The organism is Antarcticibacterium sp. 1MA-6-2 (assembly GCF_021535135.1).
Lineage (GTDB): Bacteria > Bacteroidota > Bacteroidia > Flavobacteriales > Flavobacteriaceae > Gillisia.
Genome location: NZ_CP091036.1, coordinates 436817 through 462480, shown reverse-complemented (window position 1 = coordinate 462480; position 25664 = coordinate 436817). Strand labels below are relative to the sequence as shown.

27 protein-coding genes and 3 pseudogenes are annotated in these 25664 nt (G+C 36.7%); 15 read left to right on the top strand and 15 right to left on the bottom strand.

The features are described from left to right. Positions 1-153: 153 nt before the first annotated feature. From LZ575_RS02260 to LZ575_RS02250, 3 genes and pseudogenes are all read right to left on the bottom strand, one after another. On the bottom strand, positions 154-852 hold the full coding sequence (locus LZ575_RS02260; RefSeq protein ID WP_235328094.1) for an N-formylglutamate amidohydrolase: 699 nt from the start codon (positions 850-852) through the stop codon (positions 154-156). After that, the gene (locus LZ575_RS02255) at positions 849-2069 is read right to left on the bottom strand and encodes a glutamate-cysteine ligase family protein (RefSeq protein ID WP_235328092.1); all 1221 of its coding nucleotides are present in this window, start codon (positions 2067-2069) and stop codon (positions 849-851) included. Before LZ575_RS02255 ends, LZ575_RS02260 begins: the two co-directional genes overlap by 4 nt. Beyond that, positions 2066-3525, bottom strand: a pseudogene (locus LZ575_RS02250) (RimK family protein). The gene LZ575_RS02255 and the pseudogene LZ575_RS02250 overlap by 4 nt, the downstream one beginning before the upstream one ends. 115 nt (positions 3526-3640) lie before the next feature. Between LZ575_RS02250 and LZ575_RS02245 the strand changes: the two are divergent. Further along, positions 3641-4929 (top strand): annotated as a pseudogene (locus LZ575_RS02245) (dipeptidase). A gap of 77 nt (positions 4930-5006) precedes the next feature. On the opposite strand, the gene LZ575_RS02240 reads toward LZ575_RS02245, so the two are convergent. Next, positions 5007-5858 (bottom strand): SdiA-regulated domain-containing protein, encoded by an 852-nt coding sequence (locus LZ575_RS02240; RefSeq protein WP_235328090.1) that lies wholly within the window; start codon positions 5856-5858, stop codon positions 5007-5009. Positions 5859-6457: 599 nt separating this feature from the next. Between LZ575_RS02240 and LZ575_RS22205 the strand changes: the two genes are divergently transcribed. The 6 genes from LZ575_RS22205 (at position 6458) to LZ575_RS22195 (ending at position 10789) form a co-directional block, all read left to right on the top strand. Further along, positions 6458-6583 carry a hypothetical protein gene (locus LZ575_RS22205; protein ID WP_255702734.1) on the top strand — a complete coding sequence of 42 codons (126 nt, stop codon included), beginning with the start codon at positions 6458-6460 and terminating at the stop codon, positions 6581-6583. Positions 6584-7137: 554 nt separating this feature from the next. Beyond that, positions 7138-7356: a hypothetical protein gene (locus LZ575_RS02235; protein ID WP_235328088.1), complete on the top strand. Its 219-nt coding sequence runs from the start codon at positions 7138-7140 to the stop codon at positions 7354-7356. Beyond that, complete coding sequence (locus tag LZ575_RS02230) at positions 7349-8386, top strand: transglycosylase domain-containing protein (RefSeq protein ID WP_235328085.1); 1038 nt, start codon at positions 7349-7351, stop codon at positions 8384-8386. Before LZ575_RS02235 ends, LZ575_RS02230 begins: the two co-directional genes overlap by 8 nt. 80 nt (positions 8387-8466) lie before the next feature. Further along, positions 8467-9429 (top strand): penicillin-binding transpeptidase domain-containing protein, encoded by a 963-nt coding sequence (locus tag LZ575_RS02225; RefSeq protein WP_235328082.1) that lies wholly within the window; start codon positions 8467-8469, stop codon positions 9427-9429. A gap of 288 nt (positions 9430-9717) precedes the next feature. Next, positions 9718-10377: an AI-2E family transporter gene (locus LZ575_RS22200; RefSeq protein ID WP_255702733.1), complete on the top strand. Its 660-nt coding sequence runs from the start codon at positions 9718-9720 to the stop codon at positions 10375-10377. Beyond that, positions 10358-10789, top strand: a complete 432-nt coding sequence (locus LZ575_RS22195) for an AI-2E family transporter (protein WP_255702732.1) — start codon at positions 10358-10360, stop codon at positions 10787-10789. Before LZ575_RS22200 ends, LZ575_RS22195 begins: the two co-directional genes overlap by 20 nt. Before the next feature lie 11 nt (positions 10790-10800). Here LZ575_RS22195 and LZ575_RS02215 read toward each other — a convergent pair whose 3' ends face one another. Then, positions 10801-11205: a hypothetical protein gene (locus LZ575_RS02215; RefSeq protein ID WP_235328078.1), complete on the bottom strand. Its 405-nt coding sequence runs from the start codon at positions 11203-11205 to the stop codon at positions 10801-10803. Positions 11206-11300: 95 nt separating this feature from the next. On the opposite strand from LZ575_RS02215, the gene LZ575_RS02210 reads away from it, so the two are divergent. From LZ575_RS02210 to LZ575_RS02190, 6 genes are all read left to right on the top strand, one after another. Further along, positions 11301-11969, top strand: coding sequence for a DUF1853 family protein (locus LZ575_RS02210; protein WP_235328076.1), 669 nt, complete (start codon positions 11301-11303; stop codon positions 11967-11969). A 229-nt stretch (positions 11970-12198) separates the two neighbouring features. Beyond that, positions 12199-13080, top strand: a complete 882-nt coding sequence (locus tag LZ575_RS02205) for a cation diffusion facilitator family transporter (RefSeq protein ID WP_235328074.1) — start codon at positions 12199-12201, stop codon at positions 13078-13080. A 22-nt stretch (positions 13081-13102) separates the two neighbouring features. Next, a complete protein-coding gene (locus tag LZ575_RS22190) occupies positions 13103-13291 on the top strand; it encodes a DMT family protein (protein ID WP_255702730.1) in 189 nt (62 codons plus the stop codon). After that, positions 13288-13473: a DMT family protein gene (locus LZ575_RS22185; RefSeq protein ID WP_311196086.1), complete on the top strand. Its 186-nt coding sequence runs from the start codon at positions 13288-13290 to the stop codon at positions 13471-13473. Before LZ575_RS22190 ends, LZ575_RS22185 begins: the two co-directional genes overlap by 4 nt. Positions 13474-13657: 184 nt before the next feature. Beyond that, entirely contained in the window at positions 13658-14833 is a 1176-nt protein-coding gene (locus tag LZ575_RS02195) for a hypothetical protein (RefSeq protein ID WP_235328072.1), read from the top strand. A gap of 80 nt (positions 14834-14913) precedes the next feature. Beyond that, complete coding sequence (locus tag LZ575_RS02190) at positions 14914-15651, top strand: NYN domain-containing protein (RefSeq protein ID WP_235328070.1); 738 nt, start codon at positions 14914-14916, stop codon at positions 15649-15651. Positions 15652-15666: 15 nt separating this feature from the next. Here the strand turns inward: LZ575_RS02190 and LZ575_RS02185 are convergent, their stop codons facing one another. Beyond that, a complete protein-coding gene (locus LZ575_RS02185; protein WP_235328068.1) occupies positions 15667-16416 on the bottom strand; it encodes a carboxylesterase in 750 nt (249 codons plus the stop codon). Further along, positions 16403-16600, bottom strand: a complete 198-nt coding sequence (locus LZ575_RS02180; protein ID WP_235328065.1) for a hypothetical protein — start codon at positions 16598-16600, stop codon at positions 16403-16405. The genes LZ575_RS02185 and LZ575_RS02180 overlap by 14 nt, the downstream gene beginning before the upstream one ends. A gap of 726 nt (positions 16601-17326) precedes the next feature. Here LZ575_RS02180 and LZ575_RS02175 point away from each other — a divergent pair. After that, positions 17327-18181 (top strand): pirin family protein, encoded by an 855-nt coding sequence (locus LZ575_RS02175; protein WP_235328064.1) that lies wholly within the window; start codon positions 17327-17329, stop codon positions 18179-18181. 93 nt (positions 18182-18274) lie between these two features. Then, the gene (locus LZ575_RS02170) at positions 18275-18676 is read left to right on the top strand and encodes a heme-binding protein (protein WP_235328062.1); all 402 of its coding nucleotides are present in this window, start codon (positions 18275-18277) and stop codon (positions 18674-18676) included. A gap of 41 nt (positions 18677-18717) precedes the next feature. On the opposite strand, the gene hisIE is transcribed toward LZ575_RS02170, so the two are convergent. From hisIE to hisD, 8 genes and pseudogenes are all read right to left on the bottom strand, one after another. After that, positions 18718-19335, bottom strand: coding sequence for a bifunctional phosphoribosyl-AMP cyclohydrolase/phosphoribosyl-ATP diphosphatase HisIE (hisIE, locus tag LZ575_RS02165; protein WP_235328059.1), 618 nt, complete (start codon positions 19333-19335; stop codon positions 18718-18720). 112 nt (positions 19336-19447) lie between these two features. Next, positions 19448-20203: an imidazole glycerol phosphate synthase subunit HisF gene (gene hisF, locus LZ575_RS02160; RefSeq protein WP_235328057.1), complete on the bottom strand. Its 756-nt coding sequence runs from the start codon at positions 20201-20203 to the stop codon at positions 19448-19450. A 75-nt stretch (positions 20204-20278) separates the two neighbouring features. Next, complete coding sequence (gene hisA / locus LZ575_RS02155) at positions 20279-21016, bottom strand: 1-(5-phosphoribosyl)-5-[(5-phosphoribosylamino)methylideneamino]imidazole-4-carboxamide isomerase (RefSeq protein WP_235328055.1); 738 nt, start codon at positions 21014-21016, stop codon at positions 20279-20281. 49 nt (positions 21017-21065) lie between these two features. Further along, positions 21066-21419, bottom strand: a complete 354-nt coding sequence (locus LZ575_RS02150) for a four helix bundle protein (protein ID WP_235330656.1) — start codon at positions 21417-21419, stop codon at positions 21066-21068. Between the two features lie 26 nt (positions 21420-21445). Further along, positions 21446-22039, bottom strand: coding sequence for an imidazole glycerol phosphate synthase subunit HisH (hisH, locus tag LZ575_RS02145; protein WP_235328053.1), 594 nt, complete (start codon positions 22037-22039; stop codon positions 21446-21448). A 93-nt stretch (positions 22040-22132) separates the two neighbouring features. Further along, on the bottom strand, positions 22133-23275 hold the full coding sequence (hisB, locus tag LZ575_RS02140; RefSeq protein ID WP_235328051.1) for a bifunctional histidinol-phosphatase/imidazoleglycerol-phosphate dehydratase HisB: 1143 nt from the start codon (positions 23273-23275) through the stop codon (positions 22133-22135). After that, positions 23272-24351, bottom strand: coding sequence for a histidinol-phosphate transaminase (hisC, locus tag LZ575_RS02135; protein ID WP_235328049.1), 1080 nt, complete (start codon positions 24349-24351; stop codon positions 23272-23274). Before hisC ends, hisB begins: the two co-directional genes overlap by 4 nt. Positions 24352-24358: 7 nt before the next feature. Continuing rightward, positions 24359-25655: pseudogene (hisD, locus tag LZ575_RS02130) on the bottom strand (histidinol dehydrogenase). Positions 25656-25664: the final 9 nt, after the last annotated feature.

Sequence of the window (25664 nt, the reverse complement as noted above, 5' to 3'; positions counted from 1 at the left end):
AAGTTCTCTCCACGGAAAGCAAATGGCTACTGTATTTCTTAAAATTCTCAAACAAGAGGAATACCTGAAGGAGGAAGTATAGAATTTTCCTGAAGGCATAGGAAGACAAAAAGAAAGCAATAAGAAATCCCCACACGATTTCGCCCCATTGCTTTACTCTTTTTGTCTTCTTCTTATTTCATCCTGTACCGATTTAAAAATTGTATTTTTTATATCGATCTTCATTTCATTGTTATTTGTAAACTTTTGATTTACCTCTAATTCTATACCTATATAATTTTCAGGAAACTTTTTCCTGAGATAAGTGGTAAAACCATCTGCAGTACCTTTGTAGGGATAATTAAATCTCACCCTTAAGTGCGGTGCTAAAATTTTCAAATTCCCCTTCCAACTTTTTGCCAGTAATTTTTCATCAGCTCTGGAAGGATCAAATAAAATTCCTATATCTGCATTTCTGGTAATCTCTTCTAAAATTGGAGTAAAAGAATGAACAGATATATGTACCACGCTTTCTCCTTCCTTAAGCCACCTGTTTATCTTTTCCTCGACTTGTTTCCGGTACGGCAAATAATAGGAGGCAAGAATCTCTTCTTTTTCACTTCGGAAAAGACTTTTGGTAATTTCGGAAAAGAGGGCAGCGTGATGAAGCGATCTGTTCAATTCTACCAGCAGCCTGCTGGTCGTGCTGTAAAGTTCGAAATTTGACAGAGGTCCCAAAAACCTAAAAAGATCCAGGGCACCGGGATCAAAGCCACGGTGAGTAGTGAGAACATCTTCAAAACCTAAGAAGAGGTTCAGGTAATTTTCAGGAATTTCATTACCCCCGTGTTCGCAGGTAAGCAAAAGTTTCAAACGGAAAACATTTTATTCTGTGAAAGACAGTTGGAAAGGGTATGATAGATATTTTTTATTTTTTCTTCTGAAAAATCTCCGTCTACTGCCTGAAGAATTCGTGTAGACAAACTACCATTCTTCAAAAGAAAATCGATAGACTCCCGATGTTTAGCCGAAATATTCTCCTTCACCCTACTATAAATTGCTTTCCATATATTTGCTGCAGTATCTGGTTCATGAACATCAAAAATAGCCAGGAATTTTTGGTTATTAATTCTAGCTCCTTCCGCATCTTTAATAACAGCATTAAAAATCTCGAAGAGATCATTTTCGTGCCAGGATTTTTGATCTTCTAAAGAGACCATTTCTTCACTCACAAGTAGCCTCAAAGTTTCTATTACAAGAACCGCAATGGCCACATCAGCTCTGGGGCATTCCTGAATATCAATAACTCTAATTTCTATTGCTTTACGATCAAACCGGGCTATGGCTCCCCGGGAATTAAGAAAATGATGATCAAGGATATTTTCTGTGTCGTGAGGTTTAATCGCCTTATTAATTGGCTCAAAAATTTGGCGGTAATATTCCTCTTTATTGAAAACCTGTTCAGGAATTACTTTTCCTGTCATTTCCGGAATTTCCTTTTGATTGGTTTTATAAACTTCCATACGTGCATCTTTAAAACCAGTATCTTTTCCTTCAAAAATGGGTGAACTGGCACTTAATGCAGGAATAATAGGTAGAAGAATCCTCACTGCGGCGTGCAATTTCTCAAATTCATCATTGTCAAAAAAAGGAAGATTTATATGCATGCTTTGAACATTACTCCAGCCATGGCCCCTGCAATCAAAAATCCGGTTGTAAAGGGCGTAGATTTTACTATAGGAATGTTCCCATAATTTCATTTCAGTTTCGGGATGCATCAAGGGATGCGATGCGGTAGGTAATAATTTTACATTTTTCGGCTCCAGTAACTGGTTGATTTCTGTAATATTTTCAGCAAAAAGTTCATCGAGGGTTTCCAAATCTGCTGTGGGGCCGTTTGTTTTTAATTCCACCACATGTGCAACTAGTTCATTGCTCCATTCAATTTTTCCATTGTCAACATCACTGGAAATTTCTCCTGTTTTTAATTTTATCAATTGATCGGTCACAGGAGCTACTTTAAGATCTTTTGTACCCGCAAGCATATATTCCAGTTCAATTCCAAAAACTTCAAAAAGGCGGTAACTCATATCAGGTTTTTTTCGAGACGTTTTTTAAAGGCAGAAATAACGGCAACGTATACTTCATCACCATAATAAGCATCCTCTACCCCAAAATCAATGTTAGGATTATCATTAATTTCAATTACCATTGCTTTTCCATCAACTTCCTTTACATCTATTCCATACAAACCTTTTCCCATTAATTTTGCAGATCTTAGTGCTACACTAAGAATCTTTTTGGGTACTTCTTCTATAGGAAGACAGTCTGCATTTCCATAATTATCATCTTTTTTAGGAGCATCCCAGTTGTAAATTTGCCAGTGATCTTTGGCCATGTAATATCGGCAGGCAAAGATTGGAACATCATCTAAAATTCCAATTCTCCAGTCGTATTCAGAGGGTGTGAATTCCTGGGCAATAATAAGTTCAGACTTTTTCAACATTCCGCTTACAAGTTCAAGGTATTCTTCCGGGGTATCTGCTTTCTTCACTCCAAACGAGAAAGTTGAATCCGGGGATTTTAGAACACAGGGAAGGTAGGTAAGCTCCAACACCTCATCTTTATTGTCTTTATGAACAATAATAGTTTTAGGCGTGGGAATATTAGCATTTCCAAGCGCTTCGGCCATGTAAACCTTATTACAACATTTAAGAATGGCATCCGGATAATCAATAATAGCTATATCCTCCTGTTGAGCCTTCCTCGCAAATGCATAAGCTTCATTATTAACCTCTGTACTTTGTCTAATGAATACAGCATCAAAAGAAGAAAGACGGGAAAGATCATCAGGGGAAACAACTTCAACATAAAAATTCAGCTTTTCTGCTATATCAATAAATTTCTTTATTGCTTTAGCGTTACTGGGAGGCGCAGGATCTTCAGGATTTACCAATATCGCAAGATCATAATCAAAAGTTTGTTGTTTGGGAGTATCGTACCTCTTTTTTGCAAAATATTGAGTGGCATACGAAAACATAAGGCTTTTATGCTCCTCGGGAATTTCAGATGAGGAAATTGCCTTAATACTTTTAATATTCCATTTGGTGGTATAATTAAACTTTACCCTTAGGAAAGGAATCTGAAAATGCTTAGGTAAAACATAGCACTCAATTCTTTATATTTTTGAGCTACGTTTTGTCCGAAATATATACTTAAGGTAAACTCCTGTGATTTTATTCCTTTTAAAGTATGCTGGATAAGATCATCAAATTCATCGGAAACTATTCTTACCAGTTTTGGCTCCCGCAGATCTACTATGTTCTTAACTGTTGGTATAGCCAAATGTCCACGAGCTTCAGCAAGAAGTGAAACATAATAACCCTTTGACTGGTAAGAGTAATCTTTGCAAAGATTGAAAATCCTCGCTTTTTTAATCCTTGAATATTCAGGATTGGTCAAATATTCCCTGGCAGAAATAATGGCAATATTGTCTACAGGAATATGCCATTTTTCAGGTTGATTTACAACAATAAATTTCTTCATTAAAGTATTTAAAATTAATCAAAGTTAGAAGAAAAAATAATGCCGTTAGTGAAAATCAACTGCCAGTTAAAATATAATCTGTAAATTCCCGGTTGTTCAAAAACCTCTGTTAATTATGAAATTAAAATTATTTTTTCTCCTTAGCCTCGTATGTGGAAGTTGGTCATTTTCCCAAAGTACGAAGGATAAAGAACTTCTGAAAAAAGCCGAAAGAATCCATAAAAATGTTATTACTATTGATACTCATGCCGATATTAATATAGACAACTTTACAAAATCCCGCAATTATACTCAGGATCTCAATACACAGGTGAATCTTCCCAAAATGATAGCCGGAGGTTTAGACGTTGCCTGGTTCATCGTATACACCGGGCAGGATGAACTTACGCCCAAAGGATATGAAGCAGCTTATAAAAATGCTATGTCCAAATTTGACGCAATTCACCGCCTAGTAAAAACAATAGCACCTGAAAAAATAGGTTTGGCAACAACATCGGCTGAAGTAAGATCAATTGTAAAAGAGGGAAAGCTTGTAGCCATGATAGGTGTGGAAAATGCTTATCCTGTAGGAGAAGACCTAAACAGGATTCAGGAATTTTATAATCTGGGGGCTCGTTATATGTCTCTCTCTCATAACGGTCATAGCCAGTTAAGTGACTCTAACACGGGGGAAGAAGATAATGTATGGTTGCACGGTGGTCTTAGTGAACTGGGCAAACAGGCAGTAAAAGAAATGAACAAGGTTGGAATGATGATAGATGTCTCTCACCCTTCAAAAGAAGCTATTAAAGAAATGTTTGAAATCTCAAAAGCTCCTTTAATAGCATCTCATTCCTCGGCTAGGGCTTTATGCAACCATAGCCGCAACTTGGATGATGAATTGTTGATGCTGTTCAAAGAGCATGGAGGCGTAGTGCAAACAGTAGCTTTTAGTGCCTATGTAAATACAGAAAAACACGAAGGTTTTGGAAAAGCCCAGGATGAACTTATAAGTGCCGAAGGCAAAGAAATGGGATTTACAGTTTTATCGAGAGACAGCATTCGCAATCTCGACGACAAAACCCGGAAAGCTTATTATGAGGGATATAGAAAAGTTACAGAAAGTGCAAAACCTGAAATTGAGAAACTTAAGCAGGAAATTATGCTTAAGTGAGTGTGATAGATTTCGTGGACCACATAGATTATATGGTAAAATTAATTGGAATTGATCACGTGGGAATAAGTTCAGATTTTGACGGTGGTGGTGGTATAGAAGGATGGGACGACGCATCTGAAAGTCTTAATGTAACTATAGAGCTTGTAAAACGAGGTTATACAGAAGAAGAAATTGCAAAGTTGTGGGGAGAAAATCTGCTTAGGGTATTAGATGAAGTGCAGGCAGTTGCAAAGGAAATGCAGAAATAATAATTAGGTTTACGGGTATTCAATTAAAACGGGCTGAGGCCCGTTTTTAAGTTTTAAATCTATAGAGAAGAATAACTTTAGTCTTCCCATTTTATTTTCAAAATATTAGGCAATTCACTCCCACTTTCATTAGAAATATACATTTCTCCTGAAGGGCTAAAGGTGAGCCCTTCCGCCTGGGGAATTTGTTCTACATTCAAAATTTTTAATTTTAGAGGTTTACCTGCAGCATCTAAAACCAGGAGTTTGGGAACTGTCCCTTCAAGCATATAGATGTCTCCCGTTTGCGGATGAACAGTAATTTCCGAAGGGCGAAATATTCTGTCAATTCTCTTTTGCCTTAATTCAGAAAAAATTGTATCCTGAAAATTTATGTTGAATACTGGCTCCTTCTGTAATTTTTTAGATTGAAGATTAAAGCCAAAAACAGGTTTTAAATCTTCTCCTGCCAGGTCTTTAATTGAAATTAATAATTGGTTGTTCTTTTTATCGTAGCCTAAACCTTCACAGTTTAATGCAGGATCTATTCCCGTTTGAAATTGGGTTACCGTGGGTGAATTATTACGATAATTCTGAATTTCAAAAATTACACCATCACTTCGTAAAACGTAAGCAGTCCCTCCTACCAGGCTTAATCCTTCGTAATCTCCTTTTTCAGCAAAGGGAATTTGTTTTTCAATAATGTTTTTAGCCAGATTATAAATAAATATAATTCCTTCCTCATCCTGTACGGCAGCTATTTTATCCTCTTCCATATAAGCAATGGCCGAAATCTCCTCAAGAACTAAAGGCAGTTCCCACTTTTGTTCAATGCTTATCATTTCACCTTCTGTAAATATATCAAAGGGAGATTTTGCCTTGAATGAAAAATATATAATCCCTACAACAAGAAGGGCACCCAGGATGATCAAAACTGCTGTTCTATTCATTACTCTTTATTCTTTAGTCTGTCTGCAATAGAAATAGGGATATAATATTACGCCTTTTTCAAACCACAAAAAACCCAGAGAAGTTTGTATAGAAGATATTTAAGGTAAGATTAACCTTTCTTAAAGCCAGAAGGTGCTAATTATTTTTTCCAGAGCTTCAGTAAATAGGGTCATTTGTTAAATAATAGTTAAATTACTACTGTTTTATACATAGTACTGTAACAGATTTCTTTTTCAGAAGTCTATTAGATATAAACATTAAACATTTAGTTATGACAACTTTAGCAAACTTTAGCCCAATCTTCAACATCGTAAAAGAAGGCAATCAAAAAAAAGATTTTTTAAATCTGAAAGTCACTACCAGAGGAAGCTGGAACAACCGAAGACGTTTTATCTAATCATCACAACTTATCATCAATCATTAAATTCATCAATCATGTCAACATTAGCAAACTTTAGCCCAATCTTCAACATCGTAAAAGAAGGCAATCAAAAAAAGATTTTTTAAATCTGAAAGTGACTACCCGAGGAAGCTGGAACAACCGAAGGCGTTTTATCTAATCATCACAACTTATCATCAATCATTAAATTCATCCATCATGTCAACATTAGCAAACCTTAGTCCAATCTTCAACATCGTAAAAGAAGGCAATCAAAAAAAAGATTTTTTAAATCTGAAAGTCACTACCAGAGGAAGCTGGAACAACCGAAGACGTTTTATCTAATCATTACAACTTATCATCAATCATTAAATTCATCAATCATGTCAACATTAGCAAACTGTAGCCCAATCTTCAACATCGTAAAAGAAGGCAATCAAAAAAAGATTTTTTAAATCTGAAAGTCACTACCAGAGGAAGCTGGAACAACCGAAGACGTTTTATCTAAATCATCACAATTTATCATTAATCTTAAATTCATTAATCATGGCAACATTAGAAAGTACAATCGCAATTGAAGGAAAACAATCTTTGAGAAGACACTTCCTCAATATTAGACAAACCACCAGAAGTTCCTGGTATGAAAAGAGAAGATTTGGGGCCTAAACATTTAAAACAAAAATCACCCAAATAAGTAGCATTATATAGGAAAGAAAATATTAAAATTCACCCCCTAAAATTCCTTATTATGAAAATCTTAATGCACCAATAGCCGGAGCTGAAAAGTAGCTAAGCTATTTAGTTTAAATAATCTTCCTCTTCCCTACTCCTAAAATTTTACTAAACTCACCTAAACATTTTTAGAAGTATTCGTTTATTTGTTTAGTAGAAACCTAATTATGCTTGAACGAATAAAAAGATCTCCAATTCTTAAATGGACGCTGGGGATTGTTATTTCAATATTTGCTATACTCATAATACTGTATCTCTGTATCTATTTTGGATTATTTGGCAAAATACCCACATCTGAAGATCTCCAGAACCTTGATCAAAATGAAGCTACCCAGGTACTCTCTGCTGATGGTGAATTAATTGGTAAGTATTACATATTTGACTAAGCAGCCAATTGAATTCGAAGACATTCCCAAACATCTTATTCAAGGTTTAATTGCAACCGAAGATGTTCGTTTTTATGAGCACGATGGGATAGATAATAGAAGCCTTTTAAGAGTGTTTTTTAAAACGCTCTTACTCCAGGATAAATCTTCAGGTGGAGGAAGTACAATTACTTTACAATTAGCAAAAAACCTTTATGGAAGAAAAGACTACGGGCCACTGGGAATAGTTATAAATAAACTTCAGGAATCAATAATAGCAAAGCGTCTTGAAGATGTTTATTCAAAAGATGAAATCCTCACTCATTATTTAAACACAGTGCCCTTTAGTGACAATACGTTTGGAATAGAAAGTGCCGCTGCAAAATTTTTTAATAAACACACCAGTGAATTAAGCCTTGAAGAAGCTGCCGTTTTAGTGGGTATGTTGAAGGCTTCCCATTATTTCAATCCGCGGATTTTTCCTGAGAGGAGTCGGTTAAGAAGAGATGTAGTTCTTGTACAAATGGAGAAATACGGCTATCTCGATAAGGAAACATTAGAGGAAGCAAAAATGAAAGATCTGGTATTAAACTATCAATTCTATAGTCACGACCGTGGTCTTGCTCCTTATTTTAGAGCACAATTACGTAAAGATCTTGCCGAACTCCTGGATACAATACCCAACAGGAACGGGGAAAAATTTAATATCTATCGTGACGGGCTAATTGTTCACACTACTCTGGATTACAGAATGCAGGAGTTGGCTGAAGAAGCGATGCGAACTCATATGGCTAAACTACAGGAGGCTCATGAGAAATCTTATGGTGACAATGCTCCCTGGGTGAAAAACAAAGCTATTTTACTTGATGCTGCCAAGCGTACAGCACCTTATAAAAAACTCCAGGAGAAAGGAAAAACTGATGAAGAGATCCTAAAAGTTCTGGCTGAAGAAACGAGAGAAATGGAGCTTTTTGAATATGATGGGAATAAAATGCTTAATGCAAGTACTCTGGATAGTATTTCCCATTACCTAAAATTTCTCAATGCTTAGCTTTTTGGCAGTAGATCCTGCGAGGTGCTATAAAGACATGGGTTGGTGGGATTGACTTTGAAAATTTTAAATATGATCACGTGGCGCAGAGTAAACGGCAGGTGGGTTCAACATTTAAACCTATAGTTTACACCGCAGCCCTGGAAAACGGAATTGAACCCTGTACCTACTATTCGCTAAACGAAGTTACCTATAAAGATGGATGGACTCCCGGAAATTCAGGGAATACAGAGGAAGATGAAAATATTAATTACAATATGAAAACTGCTCTTAGTAAATCGATCAATACTATTGCGGTAAAAGTGCTTATGCAAACAGGAATAGCAAATGTTATCAATCAGGCTAAGAGAATGGGAATTGCTTCAGATCTTCCGCAGGTTCCTTCTATAGCCCTTGGTACTGCAGAATTGAGTCTAAAGGAGGTAACAAAAGCATATACCAGTTATGTTAATGACGGGAAACCAAGTACCCCATATTATATCTCGAGAATTGAAGACGGCGAGGGAAATGTTCTTGCAGAATTTAAGCCTAAGGAAAGTGAAAAACCCGCTTTTTCTGAAACTAACAGGCAAATAATGATCGAAATGTTGAAAGCCACTGTTAATGAAGGAACAGCAACGAGATTAAGAACAACCTATAGGCTCAACAACGACATCGCAGGAAAAACCGGAACCACCCAGGCGAATAAAGATGGTTGGTTTGTAGGCATTATGCCAAAATTAGTAGCCGTTACCTGGGTAGGATCAGACGATCATCGCATCGGGTTTCGAACTACCTCTATAGGACAGGGTGCAAATTCCGCCTTACCAATATTTGCTCTTTTCCTTCAAAAGCTCAATGAGGAAGATCAATTCAACTCCATTACCCAGGCGAGATTTTCTCCACCTTCAGCCAGTGTAGTTCAATTAATGGATTGTGAGCCTGAAAAGAAGGAGGGATTCCTGAAACGGCTTTTTACAGGTGCCGATAAAAAGGAAAAGAAAGAAAAGAAAGAGAAGAAGGGATTCTTTAAAAGGTTATTTGGCAAAAAGGATAAAAACTAACTCTAAACATTTAGAGAAGTGGATAATTCTTAAGCAGGCTTTCACCTGATTTTTCAATCCCCGTGAAAAATGGGTTTGCTAATATAACTTATATATAATAACAGTATTTAAATAATTTTTTTTCGCTTCTATGCTTCATTCATATCTTCCTTTGGTATATTTCAAATTTAAGAGATCGAGGTAAGGAAATTTATTTAGAAAAAGAAAAAAGCAGCGATAATACTGTACCTTTATTAAGCTATCCCAAACAGGATTGGCTTTATTTTTTGTATAACTGAATTCGGCTCAATGAAATTATCTAAAGGAAAAAAAATCTTATTCACCACCACATTAATCTTTGCAGGAACTTACTTCATGATCCTGTGCCTGGTAAAGGGACAGGGATTTCTTGCTCCTCTGGTGATGTCAATCGTTCTTGCTCTTCTTATGATACCATTGGCCAACAAAATGGAAAAGCGCATTAACCGAACTTTTTCATCATTGCTTTGCACCTTTATACTATTCCTTATCTCTCTGGGAGTTTTTGCCCTTCTTTCTTTTCAACTTAAAAATTTTGTTGATGATTGGGATACTATTAAGGAAAAGATGAAGCCAAAGATAGAACAGGCAGAAAATTATATTTATGAACATACTAATTATACTAAAGAAGATTTAGAAGAATATCAGGAGAAAAATAATATTACTGCTATGGGAGGAGGAAGCTCGGGAGAAAAAGCTTTTACTTTTATGTCTTATGTAATGAGTTTTATTGGTAATTACCTGTTGACTTTTATTTACATCTTCTTCCTGCTCAATTACAGGAGGAGATTTAAAATTTTCATTTTAAAGCTCGCACCCGGAGACAGGCAGGAAAAAACTCTTAAGATCATAAATAAAACTGCTTGGTATTGCTCAAAAATACCTTGTTGGAAAATTTATGCTCATAGTCATGCTTGCAGTACTTTATAGTATAGGATTGGGAATTTCAGGAGTTAATAATTTTATCCTTATTTCCTGTATTGCAGCCTTTCTTTCTCTTTTGCCTTATATTGGTAATATTATAGGGTTTTTCCTGGCGCTAATTTTTGGATTCCTTACCACAGGTGATACAACAGTCTTAATAGGAATTATAATAACTTTTGGTATCGTCCAGTTCGTTGAAAGCTACATCCTAGAACCTTACGTTGTAGGTGATAAAGTAAACGTCCATCCTTTTTTGGTAATACTTGCTGTTATTGCAGGAAATATGATTTGGGGAATTACAGGAATGATATTGGCAATACCAATTTTGGGAATTTTAAATGTAATAATGAACAGTGTTCCCTCACTGGAACCCTTTGGATATTTGTTAAGTACAGATGATAATGAGGAGGAAAACTAGAAAAGGAGAAATTATTTAACCAATTTAAAATTCCTTGCCCATTCAACAGCTTCCTCTATTTCTTCGAAAAATGCAAAGGAATTATTGAACAGGAGCTGCTCTTTATAGGCTCTCTCTTTCACTTCAGGATCTTTAGAGACAATAGCCATAGCAGTAACTTTTTTGAAAAGGCGAGGCGAATATGCGCTTTCAGAAATAGTGTATTTATTTGTGCGCCTTGAAATAATAGTAAAAGGATTTCCACTGAAGTGTTGCCACATAATTTTAAGTGCTTCTTCAGTAACAGATGAGTTCACGACAGCATCTTCTTTTGCTTCGGCAATTACGAAGTCTTCGTAAAAATAGAGGTTATAAGCGTCTGTAGACTTTGATATCATAGAACTTAGATATACATCCAAAAATAATATATTTTCCATTGCAAACTATAATAATTAGAACTTCTTAAAATTATAACTTAAAGAGGTTTTATATTTTTTAGAATATTAATAAATCATTAAGCATCTTGAAAGAATTGGAAAATCACGTATTTAAGCAATTTGAAAATTTTATTTCCACACCTACCCTATGGATAAATGAAAAATTTTGTGGCCTTAATCAGTTTTTGTTTAAGTTTAGATCAACCGCACTAACAGATCCTGAAAACGACTTTGTGGATCTTCAACTCACGAATGTTTTAGGAAAACGTGCAGAAACTTTTTTTGAACATGCTGTTAAATCCTCTAATCATTATAAAATTCTGGCATCCCGTGTTCAAATTATAGAGGAAAAAATAACTTTGGGAGAGTTAGATTTTTTGCTGAAAGACCAGGAAACGAATCAAACAATTCATGTAGAATTGGTTTACAAATTTTACATTTATGATCCTTCTTTTCCAAAAGAGATGCAACGGTGGATAGGTCCAAATCGAAGAGACTCCCTTCTTCTTAAAATAAATAAGCTTAAAAACCATCAGTTGCCCCTCCTCTACCAGAACAAAAGTAAAGCTACCCTTCAGGAGTTATGGATTGACACTGAAAATATTGAACAAAAAGTTTTCTTTCCCGCCAATCTATTTGTGCCAAAACATCTTTTGGAAACCTCCTTTCCCTTTATAAACAATGAGTGCATTACTAGGTTACTGGATAAACAGAAGGAATTTTACAGAAGCAGATTATGCTGGAAACTCATTTTTTACTCCTAAAAAACCTGATTGGCCAATCCTTCCAAACCAAAACGAAGACTGGTATTCCTTTGAGAGGATAAAAGAAGAGGTAGATGAATTACTTGATGTAAAAAAATCCCCTCTGGTATGGATGAAAACTGCAAATGAAAATTATCAACGATTCTTTATTGTGTGGTGGTAAACTCTGCTTCTTCAAATAGTGTTATTAAAATTTTAATGACTGCCATAGGAGGATTAACTTTGCTGAATGAATGAACTTACCCGGGAGGCAATTAAAACTTCTTACTTAAGTATTTTAGGTAATGCCCTCCTGGCAATTGCGAAAGGAGTAACCGGAATTTTTGGTAATTCCTATGCTCTAATTGCAGATGCCATAGAATCTACTACAGATGTTTTCTCCTCGGCCCTGGTGCTTCTTGGTTTAAAATATTCCAGCCGCCCACCAGATGAAAATCATCCATACGGCCACGGGAAAGCAGAGCCATTAATAACTTTCGCGGTAGTAGGGTTTCTCGTAATATCGGCCACCGTAATAGCTTATGAAAGCCTGGAGCATATTCGCACTCCACATCAAACTCCTGAACCTTATACTTTAATTGTACTTGCGGTAATTGTTATAATAAAGGAAATTTTTTACCTGCTGGTTTCCAGGAAAAGTGATGAAACTAAAAGCAGCGCTTTAAAAGCCGATGCCTGGCACCATAGAAGTGATGCTATTACATCTTTAATGGCTTTTATAGGTATTTCAGTAGCTCTTTATATGGGTGACGGTTATGAGACAGCAGATGACTGGGCTGCTTTGTTTGCTTCAGGATTTATATTGTATAATGCATATCTTATATTAAGACCCGCCTTAGGGGAGATAATGGATGAACATATGTATGACGATATGATTGCCGATATAAGGGGAATTACTGAAGACGTTCCAGGGGTTGTAGAAACAGAGAAATGTTATGTACGCAAAACAGGAATGAATTTTCACGTGGATCTTCATATTGCTGTAAGTGCTCAAATAACAGTAAAAGAAGGTCATGATATCGCACACAATGTAAAAAACGAACTGCTGCTAAAACTTCCTGAAATAGCAGATGTTCTAATCCATGTGGAACCGGACGACGAAATTATATAATTATACTATACACCATTATCTAATGAAGGGATTTCTTACAATTGCTTTGTTGATCATTTCCAACATCTTTATGACCCTGGCCTGGTATGGTCATCTAAAATTTGCTGAATTAAAAGGATTTCAAAAACTGGGTATTTTTGCCATTATTATGATTAGTTGGGGGCTGGCATTTTTTGAATATATTTTCCAGGTGCTTAAGCAAACAGGATAGGATTTAGGGAACATGGCGGACCATTTTCCTTATTTCAGCTTAAAATTATTCAGGAAGTAATAACTCTGGTGGTCTTCACCGTTTTTGCCCTGGTGGTTTTCAAAAATGAGACTTTTAAATGGAATCATATTGCTGCCTTTTTTTGCCTTATCCTGGCAGTGTATTTTATTTTCCGGAAATAAATATCTCCTTTCCCAAATTATATATTTTTAATAACAATAATTAAGAAAGATTTAGCAGGATCCTCTCTTTATTGGTTTTGATTTCAGGCTTATTCAGTCTACCTTATATTTATTAAAAGATTTAAAGATCCCATAGATAATTATTTCATTATCAATAGGATATAAATAATAAAAAATAAATAATATGGCATTGATCAGTAAAGAAGAATTTTTGGATTTAGCACAGTTTAACAATGAAATTTGTGTTTCAATATTCATCCCCACTCACCGGGGAGGTAAGGAAGTCCTGGAAGGAGAAAATCAGAAAAGCCTTAAATCTCAGTTGAAGGATATAAAAGTTAAGCTTACTGAGAAAGGAATTTCAAAGGAAAGAATAGATCTTATTGCCGAACCAATCCTTCAGCTAATTGATGATAAGCGTTTTTGGAGGCATCAAAGCGATGGCCTTGCGGTTTTTGCTTCCGAAGGAATTCTGAAAAAATTTACACTTCCTATTAATTTTGAAGCCCATAATTATATTGCAAAAGAATTTTATTTAAAACCTTTAGCTCCGGCTTTTACAGGAGATGGAAGATTTTATCTGTTGGAATTACAAATTTCTAATGTAGCTCTTTATGAGGCTACTAAATATAGTATTGGAGAAGTTAAAATAGATGACATAACTCCAGATCAACTGGAAGATAGAGTTGGTTATGATTATGAAGAAAAAAATAGTAAGCATAAGACCCAAAGAAATAATATTGGAGCAAATGCCGACGGAACCTCCACACAACACGGTTATGATGCGGCAAATCGGGATAGAAAAAACGAGTTTTTAAGATATTTTAGAGCTGTAGACAAAGGCCTTGACACGATTCTTCACGATGAAAATGTTCCTTTAGTGGTGGCATGTCAGGATTACCTGTTCCCAATTTACCAGGAAGCGAACTCCTATAAAAATTTATATGATAAATGTATTCCGGGAAATCCTGCAGATTATCGCAACATGTTTGAACTACATGCCAAAGCAGTAGAAGAACTGGAACCCTTTTTCACTAAAGAAAAAGATCAAAAAATTAAAACCTTCAACGAACTGCCACCGGAAAGAACCTCAACCAGGGTTACCGATATTCTACCTTCTATTTTTGAGGGAAAAGTTGATACCTTATTCCTGGAGAACAGAGAAGACCTCTTCGGAACCTTTGACGAAAATAATATGTCTGTAGATGTTCATAATGAGAGAAGAGAAGATAGTATTTCTTTAATGAACTATGCTGCCAAAAAAGTTATAGAACAGGGAGGAAGTGTATACTTAATAGAATCTGCTTTCATGCCAGAAAAGGAATCAAAAATGAACGCCCTGCTGCGTTACAATTATTAAACAATATTGAAATTTCAAAGGCGGCCTTGTGTCGCCTTTTTTTATGGAATTTTATATCTTTAAACCTTATTACAAAGTACATGGAAAACAACCTGGCAGTTTTAATAGACGGTGACAACATCCCTTCTGCATACATTAAGGAAATGATGGAGGAAATAGCTAAATATGGCAATCCTACCATTAAACGTATATATGGTGACTGGACCAAACCACACCTGGTAAAATGGAAAGCAGTGCTTTTGGAGAATGCTATTAATCCTATTCAGCAATATGGGTATACACAGGGTAAAAATGCTACCGATTCTGCCATGATCATAGATGCTATGGATATTTTATATTCAGATCGGGTAGATGGTTTCTGCCTGGTTTCGAGTGACAGTGATTTCACAAGGCTGGCGACGAGACTTCGGGAAGCCGGAAAAAAAGTGATTGGAATAGGAGAAAAGAAAACCCCTGAACCTTTTATTGTAGCCTGTGACAAGTTTATTTACATTGAGATCCTTAAGGGAGAACAAAAAACTTCTCCTGAAACTAACAAAGGCAAAACGAGCAAAAAGGAGGATGATATTGATAAAATAACTCCTAAAGTTATTAAGTTGATCGCAAATACAATTTCTGATGTTGCCGATGAAGATGGATGGGCTTTTCTTGGTGATGTAGGAAGTCTTTTGCAAAAGAAACAACCTAATTTTGATTCGAGAAATTACGGTTTTCAAAAACTAACTCCTATGATAAATTCTATTAACAAATTCGAAATTGAATCCAGAGAGAACCAGAAAGGAAGGTTTAAGCTTATCTATGTAAGAAACAAGGAATAGGCAATCCTACTTTTTCTACTCCTCTGTTACCCTCTCAAGAATATCCTGAAAAGTAGTAATTTGATTTTCCCGATCTATTTGAGTGTGATCTCTTAATGCAAGGTTTGTGTAAACATGAAGATTGGAATCTACCATTTCAACATCTATTTTACCACCTGCATTTGTTCTTACTCCTTTGTAAATTAGAACTGCGCTTACAGGATCTGCAGTAGGATCCTGTTTTGACTTATACATTTTTAGCGAAGTTTCCTGCGGAAGAGGGATTCCATCTTCAAGATCCTTTCTCACAATATTTAAAAGCTTTTGAAGTTCTCTCAAAGTCTCTTCGGGCCGAAAGTGGTAGGAATAGACATCCTCTGCTGCTGATTGATCAACTTCAATATAACCCAACATAGGTCCAACAATATTAACCAAAGACAGCGTTTTATTTGAAGGAATTACTATAGGGTCTACCAGCAAAATTTGGTGTGGAGGTGCTTCCCTGAAAAAATCCTCTGCCAGAAGCTGCAGGAAGAGAACCCCGCTGGTTGAAGAACCAAGTAGGCTAATATTCGTATATCCCGCCTCGACCAGGCGATTATATTCTTTTGTTATTGCACTTTGCCAGTCTCTCCAACCCGAATTCCTGAAATCTTCATAATTTCCTCCATGGCCGCCTAAAAGGACCCGGGAGATTAAAACGTCTTCCCCGCTTTCATCTGTAAATTCCCGGAATTCTTCCCATTCAAAAGTAGTAGCCGAATAGCCGTGGCTAACAATGATCACTAAGTTGAGCTGCCTGTTCCGGTGTGGGATTTGGTATAGCATAAGATACAAGAAAGCTCTCAGGATCGTATATAGAAGGATCAAAAATAACCCCACCGCCTAGCATTGCGGGTGTTAATTCGGGTTCTTTACTGCAACCGGATATTAGGAAGAAAAGGATGAATAGAAGCTTATAGTTTTTCATTTTTTTCTGAAGTTGAGTGAAAAATATTCCAGGTAAGACTGGTTTGGACAAACAAAGGAAGTAAGGTACCTGGACCTTCAATTCCATCATTAGATTATTAAGTTGTACCCAAAAGAGGCGGCTAATTTAAACGGACTTTGGGTTTTATAGCTAAGGAGCTTCAGGAGATAGTAAAACAGAAGAATTGGGAAGGTCATCAAAAATTTCATATTCTAAATCAGAATGAAAATAGCTTAAGTGTTCAACCTTACAAACGGTTGCAGACTTTTTAAAGGCCGAAAGTAATAAGTGCCAGAGAGTAAATAATTATCCTGCTTTAATGCGTTAGATCCCATTGCAGATCCAAGTCTGCTACTAACGTAGCTCAGCCCCAAATATAAACGCTGATCCAGTAACCTATCATCTGAGTATTGAACAGTAACTCCGTTTTCACAATATAGGTTAATAGTTTTCTGGAACCTTAGGCCTATATCAAGACTTTTACTTTGTGAAAATGAGTTTGTTTTACAGAAGCAGAAAATGAGGATGAATAGTAACAATTTAGGATTGGCAAACCTGAGACTTTCCGGTTTAAATTGAAATTTTATCATTAGATGGTATCTGAATTAAAATTTTCAGGAGGTAATTCCTTGGAGTTATACGCAAACGCTATGTTAAAAGTTATACGATCTTGAAGATTTAGAAATATCTATTTTTTATCTTTAAGAAAAATCAGAAAATCACAGCATGCGTTCCATAAAAAGAATACACAAAGCCGAATATCGACCCATCGCCGATCTTGAAACTTTCTCTCCTATGCCAACCAGAGACCTTGAAATGATAGATCCATTCCTATTTTTAAACCATCACGGACCACAAACTTATGAACCAAATAACAATGGTTTACCTTTTGGACCACATCCTCACCGGGGGATGGAAACCGTTACTTTTATTCTTGATGGAGATATAGCTCATAAAGATTCCGGAGGCCACAAGAGTGTAATCTACAGTGGAGGTGTACAATGGATGACAGCAGGGAGTGGCCTGATACACGCTGAAATTTCTTCCGAAGACTTTAAAAAGTATGGAGGCGATCTTGAAATTCTTCAGCTTTGGGTAAATCTACCTTCTAATCTGAAAATGACAGAACCTAAATATGAAGGACTTCAGCAGGATGATATCCCAACAGTTGCTTTTGATGAAGGAAGAATAAATGCAAGAGTGGTTTCCGGAGAATTTAAAGGGACCAGGGGAGCATTTCAAACTCTCACTGATGTTACACTCGCAACTATTAGTTTTAAAACTTCAGGGAAATTAATGATTTCTGTTCCCGAGGAGCATAACATTTTCTTCTATGTAATTAAAGGGGAACTAAAAGTTAATAATCAGTCTGTAAGATCTTTACATCTTGTTGAGTTTGAAAATGACAGTCAGGTCCTTGAAGTAGAAGCCCAGGCAGATAGCACAATTTTATTTGGCCATGCAAAACCTTTTAACGAACCAGTAGTTGCAAGAGGACCGTTTGTCATGAATAGCATGCAGGAAATAAACCAGGCTTACGACGATTTCCAGGCAGGGAAGTTAGGAAGATGGGAAGAGTAAAGATTCTTAATCTATCATTGTTATATAAGTCTTAAACCTGCTTTCCGCCCACATCTTTAGTTGTACATTTAAGCTGAATTAAAAAAATTGAAGATGAATATTACTTTACAACAAGCTCGAAAAGCCATTGAAGCAGCAGAAAAAAAAGCACGGGAAATGGGTGTAAAAATGAATATTGCCATTGTTGATTCCGGAGCAAATTTGACCGCTTTTTCCAGAATGGACGGGGCATGGCTGGGATCTATAGATATTGCCATTAAAAAAGCAAAAACAGCAAGGTATTTTAATATGGATTCCGGAGAAATAGGCAAACTCTCCCAACCGGGTCAACCACTTTTCAATATTGAACATTCTAATAGTGGCCTTATAACTTTTCCTGGCGGTGTACTCCTAAAAGATAATAATGAAGAAATTATTGGTGCTATTGGAGTTTCCGGAAGTACCGTGGATGACGATCACGAAGTGGCTACTTTTGGAGCGAACAACTGGAAATAATAAACATTTAGCTTTCCCGAAGTAAATCCGGGAAAGCTTTTTTAATGCCTTTCTTCCAAAACTTTTACTACATCTTTTAGTCTAAATCCCTTTGCTCTTAAGAGGATGAGATAGTGGAACAATAGATCGGCACTTTCGTTTAGAAAAAGGTCCTCATTATCATCTTTTGCCTCTATCACAGTTTCAACTGCTTCCTCCCCTACTTTCTGGGCTATTTTATTTATTCCGGAGTCAAAAAGTGAGACAACATAGCTGTTTTTCTCATTTCGCTCTTCAGGCCTAATGGTACTTTGTTCTTTTCTGTTTTCAATGATATTCTCCAGGTGAGACAAAAAACCGAAACTGGCTTTATTATCTTCTCCCCAGCAGGTATCGGTTCCTTTATGACAGGTTGGGCCTTCTGGTTTAACAGAAATTAAAAGGGTATCATTATCACAATCGTTTTTAATCTCTACCAGATTCAAATAATTCCCACTCTCTTCCCCTTTGGTCCATAGACGTTTTTTGCTTCGGCTATAGAAAGTCACCCTTCCGGTATTCTCGGTTTTCTCATATGCTTCTTTGTTCATGTATCCCAACATGAGCACTTTTCGTGTGACGGAATCCTGTATAATCGCTGGAACTAATCCGTCCTGGTTTTTATTAAAATCTATTTTCATTGAATTATATTATTGTCTTATTACCTGAGAAATAACAGAGCGGGATTACATATCATCCACTTCTTGTGCTCATCTCAAATCTCACTACTCACTACTCAATTCCCCATACCTGTTATAGCCTTACTTCCACTTTATTCCGTCTCAGTTCTTCTTTCAGGTCCTTTATCTCAATTTCTTTAAAGTGAAAAACGCTCGCTGCCAATGCGGCGTCAGCTTTTCCTTTTAAAAACGCATCACAGAAGTGTTGCATATTTCCTGCACCACCCGATGCAATAATAGGAATATTTAATTCTTCCGAAAGTCTGGCGAGAGCCTCATTTGCAAAGCCTTCTTTTGTTCCGTCATTATTCATCGAGGTAAACAGGATTTCTCCGGCTCCCCTTTTTTCTACTTCTTTAGCCCATTTAAACAGGTTGAGATCTGTAGGAACTTTTCCTCCCACCAGATGTACCAGCCATTCCCCATCTATTTCTTTGGCATCTATCGCAACTGTAATACATTGGCTCCCAAACTTTGCTGCAAGGTTATTAATGAGCTGCGGATTTTTAACTGCGGAAGAGTTCACAGAAACCTTATCGGCTCCATTCTGAAGAAGAATATCTACATCTTCAACCGAGGCTATTCCGCCACCCACAGTAAACGGAATATTCACCCGCTCTGCCACCCGTAGTACGAGGTCAGCCAGGGTTTTCCTTTTTTCTTCAGTGGCTGAAATATCCAGGAAAACCAGTTCATCAGCTCCTGAAAGAGCATAGATTTCTGCCAGTTCTACAGGATCCCCCGCATCCCGAAGGTCAAGAAAATTGACTCCTTTTACAGTTCGACCATCTTTAATATCCAGACAGGGAATTATTCTTTTTGTTAGCATATTTTTTTAGTAGTGAGTAGTGAGTAATGAGTAGTGAGCAGCTAAATTTTAGTCATACTCAATTCTCTGTACTAACTACTGATTAATTATAAATTTTTCCAATTGCTGAAGACTAATTCTTCCCTCATAAATAGCTTTTCCTATTATTGTGCCCTCACATCCAATTTCTGCCAACCTCGGTAATTCATCAAAAGTTGAAATTCCTCCGGAAGCTATTAATTTAATACCATTATTTCCTTCTGAAGTGTATTCAAGAATTTTACGATATAGATCAAAAGATGGTCCTTCAAGCATTCCATCCTTTGAAATATCTGTACAAATAACATACTTTACCCCTTTCTGCTGATACTTCTGAATAAAAGGGATGAGTTTTTTTGATGATTCCTCCTGCCATCCGCTTATAGCAACTTTCTCGTTGTTCGCATCGGCACCAAGAATTATTTTTTCACTGCCATATTTTTCAAGCCACGATATAAAAGTATCAGGATCCTTTACAGCTATACTTCCACCAGTTACCTGGTTTGCACCACTTTCAAATGCTATTTCCAAATCTTTATCAGATTTTAATCCTCCGCCGAAATCTATTTTTAGACCAGTTTGGGTAGCTATCTTCTCAAGTACTTTATGATTGACTATTTCCTTCGACTTAGCCCCATCCAAATCTACCAGGTGCAGATAATTAATTCCGTGAGCTTCAAATTCTTTAGCCACTTCCAGCGGATTCTCATTATATATCTTTTTGGTACTATAATCTCCTTTAGAAAGTCGTACGCACTTCCCGTCAATGATATCTATGGCTGGTATTATTCTCATTTAAAGTTAAAAGTTAAAAGTTAAAAGTTAGAAGTTAGAAGTTAGAAGTTTATCCTTTTTGATTTCGTCTGGCTGTATTTATAGAAGCAACAATAATAGCGAGGATTTCACTGGCTTCAGAATGTAACAATTTAAGCTTTTCGGTTTCTTTACCATAAACCTCCATTAGCAGTTCAAGAAAATACATACTTTCATCTGTCTCTTCTTCAACAATTTTGAGCTTATTTATAAAATCTGCTGTTGATTTTCCTCTTTGAGAAGCCCTGTAATTTGCCCCTACAGAACTAGAAGATCTAAGTAACTGATTCACATATGCATTATATTCACGGGAATGAGGAATTTTACTACATAAGAACCAGCAGTCTACAGCAAATTGTTTCGTTCGTAATTTTAGATCCTTCATCACTATTTTTGTTTTACTTCGTACTTTTAACTTTGTACTTCTAACTTCAGAAAGTTTCTCAAAATTTTCTCTCCTGCTGTGCTACTTTTTTCCGGATGAAATTGTACCCCGTAAAAATTGTTCTTTTTAATGGCAGATGTGTATTCCACTCCATATTCTGTAGAGGCTATGGTTTCTGTGCATTCCGGAATATAATAACTATGGACCAGATAGATGTATTCGTTTTCTTCAACACCATCAAAAAGGTCAGATTTAAGATCATAGATCTTGTTCCACCCTATCTGCGGCACTTTCTGACTATTGTTAAATCTCACTACTTTTGCGTCAAAAATTCCAAGACCTGTAGTATTGCCTTCTTCAGAAGATTGACACATTAACTGCATTCCAAGACAAATTCCTAAAACAGGCTGTGTAAGTGTAGGAATAACAGTATCAAGACCAGTTGATCTTAACATTCTCATAGCACTGCTAGCTTCTCCAACCCCGGGAAATATTACTTTGTCTGCAGCCCTAATCTCTTCTGCATCGCTACTTAATACTGCCTCGTGCCCCAGTCTCCTCACCGCAAATTTTATACTTTGAATATTACCTGCACCGTAATTTACTATTGCTATTTTCATTTTTCTTAGTATTGAGTAGTTAGTATTAAGTATTGAGGGCTAAATTTTAACTCTCATGGATCTCAATACTCAATTCTCATATCTCACATCTATTTAAAGCATTCCCTTTGTTGACGGCAGGATCATTTTTTCTGCATCTCTTTTAACTGCCATTTTAATTGCTTTTGCAAAAGCTTTATAAATGGCTTCTATTTTGTGATGCTCGTTTGTTCCTTCTGCTTTAATATTAAGGTTAGCTTTTGCTCCATCAGAAAAAGATTTAAAGAAGTGGTAGAACATTTCTGTCGGCATTTTTCCTACCATTTCCCGGTTGAATTCAGCCTCCCATACCAGCCAGTTTCTTCCGCCAAAGTCTATTGCCACCTGTGCGAGACAGTCATCCATTGGGAGACAAAAACCGTATCGCTCAATTCCCAACTTATTTCCCAATGCTTTTTGATAGACCTCACCTAAAGCTATAGCTGTGTCTTCAATCGTGTGGTGCTCATCTACTTCAAGATCTCCTTTGACATTAATTTCCAGATCCATTTGTCCGTGCCGCGCCAGTTGGTCCAGCATATGATCAAAAAATGCTATTCCTGTAGAGATATTAGATTTTCCTGTACCGTCCAGATTGAGCTTTATGAAAATATCAGTCTCATTTGTTTTGCGGGAAATTTCCGCAGTACGATCCTGCAATTTGAGGAATTCATAGATCTCCTTCCAGCTATCAGTTTTTAAGGCGATGCAATTCTCTACTTCCTCAACATTGTTCTTTATTTCTCCTGCACCAAGTTCGGCATGAGTGTCGATGAAAATTCCTTTTCCGCCGAAGTTATAGGCAAATTCCATATCGGTAAGCCTGTCTCCTATCATAAAGGAATTCTTTAAATCGTATTCCTTTTCATTGTTCAAATACTTCGCCTCTAATAAACCAGTATTAGGCTTTCGGGTATGAGCATTATCTTTTGCGTAAGTACGGTCAATCAGAGATTCAACAAATCCGGCTCCTTCATTGGCAAAGGTTTTCTCTATGAATTTCTGAATTGGCCAAAATTGATCTTCCGGAAAAGATTCTGTGCCCAAACCATCTTGATTGGTCACCATTACAAGATCATAATCCAGTTCTTTGGAAATTTTTGTGAGATAGTACAGCGCCTGCGGATAAAATTCCAGTTTCTCCAGGTTATCAATTTGATAATCCTCAGGTTCGTGAATTATTGTTCCGTCCCTGTCTACAAATAATATTTTCTTCATATTTCTTCTTTCTCCAGGGCCTTAAGAGCACCTATAAGTTTTTCATTTTCTTCTTGAGTTCCAACGGTAAACCTTAATGTATTTTTACACAAAGGCTGGGTCGTTCTGTTTCTAATCACTATTCCTTTTGCAATCAATTGATTGTACCTGGTGGTGGCGTCATCGACTTTAGCAAGGATAAAATTAGCATCTGACGGATACACTTTTTTTACAAAATTAACTTCACTTAAAGCTTTAGATAACGTCTCTCTATTTTCAAGAATATCAGCAACTTCTGAAATTACATCTTCTTTAGAATCTACTCTTTCTGAAGCCCTTTTTTGAGTTAGCTCATTCACATTGTACGGAGGTTTTATTTTATTCAGAACCTCAATAATTTCTGCTGAAGCGTAGCAGATCCCAAGTCGGATTCCGGCCATACCATAAGCTTTGGACAATGTTTGAGTGATAACCAGATTGGGATATTTCTGAAGATTTTTCAGCCAGCTCTCTTTTTCAGAAAAGTCAATATAAGCCTCATCAATTATTACCAGACCATGGAAATTCTTCAGGAGTTCAAAAATGCTTTCTTCAGAAAAAGAATTTCCGGTAGGATTATTTGGAGAACACAGAAACAAAAGTTTTGTGTGCCCGTTTATATTTTTAAGAATTTCCTGAACATCAGGTTCAAATTTCGAAGTAAGTAAAACTTCCCTGTTTTCAATATTATTAATGTCAGCCAAAACTTTATACATCCCGTAGGTGGGTGGTAAAGTAATAACATTATCTTTTCCCGGTTCACAAAACGCCCTAAAGATAAGGTCCAGAACTTCATCACTCCCATTCCCCAGAAGCATCTCATTTTCTTCTACATCTTTTAAAGCCGCCAATTGAGCTTTTAGATTTCTCTGTTGAGGGTCAGGTACTGAGTTAACATCTGTGGCAAAGGGGTTCTCATTTGCATCGAGAAAGATCATTTTCGCGCTTATTGACTGATATTCATCCCGCGCCGAAGAGTAGGGTTTTAATTTCGCCACGTTTGGCCTTACCAGGTTTCTTAAATCAAAACCTGTTTTATTTGTAGTACTTGCCGTCATTACAACTTCAATTATTATTCTGTTCTAACTCCTTTAGTCGCAGCGTTACAGCATTCTTATGTGCCTGCAGTCCTTCTGCTTCGGCCATCAACTCTATAGCCGGACCAATTGTTTTTATTCCTTCTTCAGAAATTTTTTGAAAAGTCATACTTTTCATGAAGCTGTCTAAGTTCACTCCGCTATACTGCTTCGCATAACCATTGGTAGGCAAAGTATGATTAGTTCCTGAAGCATAATCCCCTGCACTTTCCGGAGTGTAATTGCCAATGAAGACAGAACCCGCATTTTCTATACCTTCAGCATAAAAACCGGGATTTTCAGTACAAATTATAAAATGCTCAGGTCCATATTCGTTGATCAGCTCCAAAGCTATATTATCATCAGGTACAAAGATAAGCTTTGAATTTTCTATTGCCTTTGCTGCAATGTTTTTTCGTGGAAGAACCTCCAGCTGATTTTCAATTTCCTGCTCTACTTTCTCCAGTAGCTGCTTGGATGTTGAAATCAGAATTACCTGGCTATCTGCCCCGTGTTCCGCCTGGCTCAGTAAATCTGAAGCAACAAAGGCTGCCTTTGCTGTATCATCTGCCACTACAAGCAGTTCCGAAGGGCCAGCTAAGCATATCAATAGAAACGTTGTATTTTGTGGCAAGCTGCTTGGCAACTGTCACAAATTGATTTCCGGGACCAAAGATTTTAAAAACTTCGGGAACAGTTTCAGTACCAAATGTCATTGCTCCAATGGCCTGGATCCCTCCTATTTTGAAAATGTTGGTCACTCCACAAAGATCAGCAGTATAAAGAATAACAGGATTTATTTTCTCCTCTTTATTCGGTGGAGTGCATAAAATAATCTCTTTACAACCTGCAATTTTAGCAGGAATTGCCAACATTAAAATTGTCGAAAATAGAGGTGCAGATCCTCCCGGAATATATAGGCCCACTTTCTGGATTGGGCGCTTTTCCTGCCAACACTCTACCCCATTTGAAGTTGTCACTTCTACTTTAGCAGACTTCTGAGCCTCGTGAAATTTCTCAATATTGCTCTTAGCAAGTTGAATAGCAGCTTTAAGTTCTTCTGAAACTGCAGCCTTTGCTTCGTCAATTTCACCTTTGGAAACAGCAACAGTTCCGGGTTTTACACCATCGAACAGCCCTGAATACTTTGCTACTGCGGTGTCTCCTTTTGATTTTATTTCAGAAAAAATCTCAATTACCGTAGCTTCTATGTCTTCCACGGTTTGTGTGGGACGCTTCAAAATATCATTCCAGTCTTCCCTGGCAGGATTGTAAATCTTATTCATTTTGTTTAA

Excerpts from the sequence above, each read along its gene's own strand:
- LZ575_RS02170 (WP_235328062.1), top strand. The coding sequence starts at position 18,275 with ATGAATATTACTTTACAACAAGCTCGAAAAGCCATTGAAGCAGCAGAA.
- LZ575_RS22195 (WP_255702732.1), top strand. The coding sequence starts at position 10,358 with ATGCTTGCAGTACTTTATAGTATAGGATTGGGAATTTCAGGAGTTAAT.
- LZ575_RS02240 (WP_235328090.1), bottom strand. The coding sequence starts at position 5,858 with ATGAATAGAACAGCAGTTTTGATCATCCTGGGTGCCCTTCTTGTTGTA.
- hisA (WP_235328055.1), bottom strand. The coding sequence starts at position 21,016 with ATGAGAATAATACCAGCCATAGATATCATTGACGGGAAGTGCGTACGA.
- hisH (WP_235328053.1), bottom strand. The coding sequence starts at position 22,039 with ATGAAAATAGCAATAGTAAATTACGGTGCAGGTAATATTCAAAGTATA.
- LZ575_RS02180 (WP_235328065.1), bottom strand. The coding sequence starts at position 16,600 with ATGAAAAACTATAAGCTTCTATTCATCCTTTTCTTCCTAATATCCGGT.
- LZ575_RS02215 (WP_235328078.1), bottom strand. The coding sequence starts at position 11,205 with ATGGAAAATATATTATTTTTGGATGTATATCTAAGTTCTATGATATCA.
- LZ575_RS02235 (WP_235328088.1), top strand. The coding sequence starts at position 7,138 with ATGCTTGAACGAATAAAAAGATCTCCAATTCTTAAATGGACGCTGGGG.
- LZ575_RS02255 (WP_235328092.1), bottom strand. The coding sequence starts at position 2,069 with ATGAGTTACCGCCTTTTTGAAGTTTTTGGAATTGAACTGGAATATATG.
- LZ575_RS02205 (WP_235328074.1), top strand. The coding sequence starts at position 12,199 with ATGAATGAACTTACCCGGGAGGCAATTAAAACTTCTTACTTAAGTATT.
- LZ575_RS02150 (WP_235330656.1), bottom strand. The coding sequence starts at position 21,419 with ATGAAGGATCTAAAATTACGAACGAAACAATTTGCTGTAGACTGCTGG.
- LZ575_RS22190 (WP_255702730.1), top strand. The coding sequence starts at position 13,103 with ATGAAGGGATTTCTTACAATTGCTTTGTTGATCATTTCCAACATCTTT.
- hisB (WP_235328051.1), bottom strand. The coding sequence starts at position 23,275 with ATGAAGAAAATATTATTTGTAGACAGGGACGGAACAATAATTCACGAA.
- hisC (WP_235328049.1), bottom strand. The coding sequence starts at position 24,351 with ATGACGGCAAGTACTACAAATAAAACAGGTTTTGATTTAAGAAACCTG.
- hisF (WP_235328057.1), bottom strand. The coding sequence starts at position 20,203 with ATGCTAACAAAAAGAATAATTCCCTGTCTGGATATTAAAGATGGTCGA.
- hisIE (WP_235328059.1), bottom strand. The coding sequence starts at position 19,335 with ATGAAAATAGATTTTAATAAAAACCAGGACGGATTAGTTCCAGCGATT.
- LZ575_RS22205 (WP_255702734.1), top strand. The coding sequence starts at position 6,458 with ATGTCAACATTAGCAAACCTTAGTCCAATCTTCAACATCGTAAAAGAA.
- LZ575_RS02175 (WP_235328064.1), top strand. The coding sequence starts at position 17,327 with ATGCGTTCCATAAAAAGAATACACAAAGCCGAATATCGACCCATCGCC.
- LZ575_RS22200 (WP_255702733.1), top strand. The coding sequence starts at position 9,718 with ATGAAATTATCTAAAGGAAAAAAAATCTTATTCACCACCACATTAATC.
- LZ575_RS02190 (WP_235328070.1), top strand. The coding sequence starts at position 14,914 with ATGGAAAACAACCTGGCAGTTTTAATAGACGGTGACAACATCCCTTCT.
- LZ575_RS02195 (WP_235328072.1), top strand. The coding sequence starts at position 13,658 with ATGGCATTGATCAGTAAAGAAGAATTTTTGGATTTAGCACAGTTTAAC.